Here is a 2,541-nt window from a genome sequence, read left to right on the forward strand (position 1 = left end):
TGTTGATTTCCATCCAGAAGTGACCCACCTGGCCGGGTAATTTCCATCGAAATCTGACCCACGTACGAACCCTAACCTGCTGCTTTTGGTGGCAGGAGCACTAGGAGTGATTGACGTGGCGACACTGAGTGTCATCAGACGTTGGGCCTTGCGCGAGCAACTGTCCATCCGTGAGATAGCCCGGCGCAGCGGCCTGTCTCGCAACACCATCAAGAAGTACCTGCGCGCTGGCGCGGCCGAGCCGCGCTATGCAAAGCGGGTGAGCCCGAGCAAGCTCGATCCCTTCGCTGAGAAGCTCTCGGCATGGCTAAAGAGCGAGGGGTCGAAGTCGCGCAAGCAGCGGCGCACCCTCAAGCAGATGCACGCCGATCTGTTGGCGCTGGGCTATATGGGGTCTTACAACCGCGTTGCAGCATTCGCGCGGGCCTGGCAGGCCCGCCGCCATGAGACACAGCAGACCACCGGCCGCGGCACCTTCGTGCCGTTGGCCTTTGGTCCTGGTGAGGCGTTCCAGTTCGACTGGAGCGAGGACTGGGCGATCATCGATGGTGAGCGCACCAAGCTGCAGGTGGCGCACTTCAAACTCAGCTACAGCCGTGCGTTCTTGGTACGGGCCTACCCGCTGCAGACGCACGAGATGCTGTTCGACGCGCACAACCGTGCCTTTGAGGTGTTCGGCGGTGTGCCCGGGCGCGGCATCTACGACAACATGAAGACGGCGGTGGACAAGGTGCGCCGCGGCAAGGAGCGCGACATCAACGCGCGCTTCAGCGCCATGGTCAGCCACTACCTGTTCAGCGCCGAGTTCTGCAACCCTGCCTCGGGCTGGGAGAAGGGCCAGGTGGAGAAGAACGTGCGCGATGCGCGCCACCGGCTGTGGCAGCCGGTGCCGGCGTTCGCGACGCTGCAGCAGCTCAATGATTGGCTACAGAGCCGCTGTCTGGCGCTATGGGGCGAGATCGCCCACGGCAAGCTGCCCGGCACCATCGCCCAGGCCTGGGCCCAAGAGCGCCCCATGCTCATGCAGATGCCCAGGCCGTTCGACGGCTTCGTGGAGCACACCAAGCGCGTCTCGCCTACCTGCCTGGTGCACTTCGAGCGCAACCGCTACAGCGTACCGGCCTCTTATGCGAACCGCCCGGTGAGCCTGCGCGTGTACGCCGACCGTCTGGTGGTGGCGGCCGAGGGGCAGATCGTGTGCGAGCACGCCCGCATCATCGAGCGCAGCCACCACACGGCGGGCCACACCGTCTACGACTGGCGCCACTACCTGGCGGTGCTGCAGCGCAAGCCGGGCGCGCTCAGGAACGGCGCCCCGTTCAGCGAGCTGCCCCAGGGCTTTCGCCAGTTGCAGGCGGTGCTGCTCAAGCAGCCCGGAGGCGACCGGGAGATGGTGGAGATCCTGGCGCTGGTGCTGCACCACGACGAGCAGGCGGTGCTGACGGCGGTCGAGTTGGCGCTCAAAGCAGGCGTAGCCAGCAAGACCCATGTGCTCAACGTACTGCACCGGCTGTTGGACGGCAAGCTGGCAGCCCCAGCTCCAGTCACGGCGCCGCAGGCGCTGCGACTGGTCAACGAGCCCCAGGCCAATGTACTGCGCTACGACGCCTTGCGCGGCCGTGCGAGCGCAGCGGAGCCGTCCATCCTGCAGGAGATTCGTCATGCGTCATGACCCAGCCAGCGCAGCCATCGTGATCATGCTGCGAGAACTCAAGATGCACGGCATGGCCCAGGCCGTGGCCGAACTCGCGCAGCAAGGCTCACCGGCCTTCGAGGCAGCCCAGCCGATGCTCTCTCAACTGCTAAAGGCCGAGACCGCCGAGCGCGAAGTGCGCTCGGTGGCCTACCAGCTCAAGCTGGCACGCTTTCCTGCCTACCGGGACCTGGCTGGCTTCGACTTCGCGCACAGCGAGATCAATGAGGCCCTGGTGCGGCAGTTGCACCGTTGCGAATTCATGGACAACGCGCAGAACACGGTGCTCGTGGGCGGACCTGGCACCGGCAAGACTCACATCGCCACGGCGCTGGGCGTGCAAGCCATCGAGCACCATCACCGGCGGGTGAGGTTCTTCTCGACAGTCGAGCTGGTCAACGCCCTGGAGCAAGAGAAGGCCAGCGGCAGGCCTGGGCAGATTGCCCAGCGGTTGATGTACGCGGACATGGTGATCCTGGATGAGCTGGGCTACCTGCCCTTCAGTGCCTCAGGCGGGGCATTGCTGTTCCATCTGCTGTCCAAGCTCTACGAGCGAACCAGTGTCGTGATCACCACGAACTTGAGCTTCAGCGAGTGGGCAAGTGTGTTCGGGGATGCGAAGATGACGACGGCGCTGCTGGATCGGCTTACGCACCATTGCCACATCCTGGAAACAGGCAACGATAGCTTCCGCTTCAAGCACAGCTCGAGCCAATCCGTTCAGGCAGACGAACCCAAAAAGAAGGAGAAGACCAAGAACTTATCCACACCGTGAGCCGCAAGGCTCGCAAAGAGGGTGGGTCAATATTCGATGGAAATGCCGGGTCAGGATTCCATGGAAATCAACA

General features: G+C 63.8%; 2 protein-coding genes. Both read left to right on the plus strand.

Annotated elements, in window-relative coordinates; genetic code table 11:
* Positions 1-106: 106 nt before the first annotated feature.
* A complete protein-coding gene (gene istA, locus IM725_RS19820; protein ID WP_193782364.1) occupies positions 107-1,672 on the plus strand; it encodes an IS21 family transposase in 1,566 nt (521 codons plus the stop codon).
* Positions 1,662-2,468 carry an IS21-like element helper ATPase IstB gene (gene istB, locus IM725_RS19825; RefSeq protein ID WP_193782365.1) on the plus strand — a complete coding sequence of 269 codons (807 nt, stop codon included), beginning with the start codon at positions 1,662-1,664 and terminating at the stop codon, positions 2,466-2,468. The genes istA and istB overlap by 11 nt, the downstream gene beginning before the upstream one ends.
* The last annotated feature ends 73 nt before the right edge of the window (positions 2,469-2,541 follow it).

The sequence above is a fragment of the Ramlibacter aquaticus genome (assembly GCF_015159745.1).
Classification (GTDB): Bacteria; Pseudomonadota; Gammaproteobacteria; order Burkholderiales; family Burkholderiaceae_C; genus Ramlibacter; species Ramlibacter aquaticus.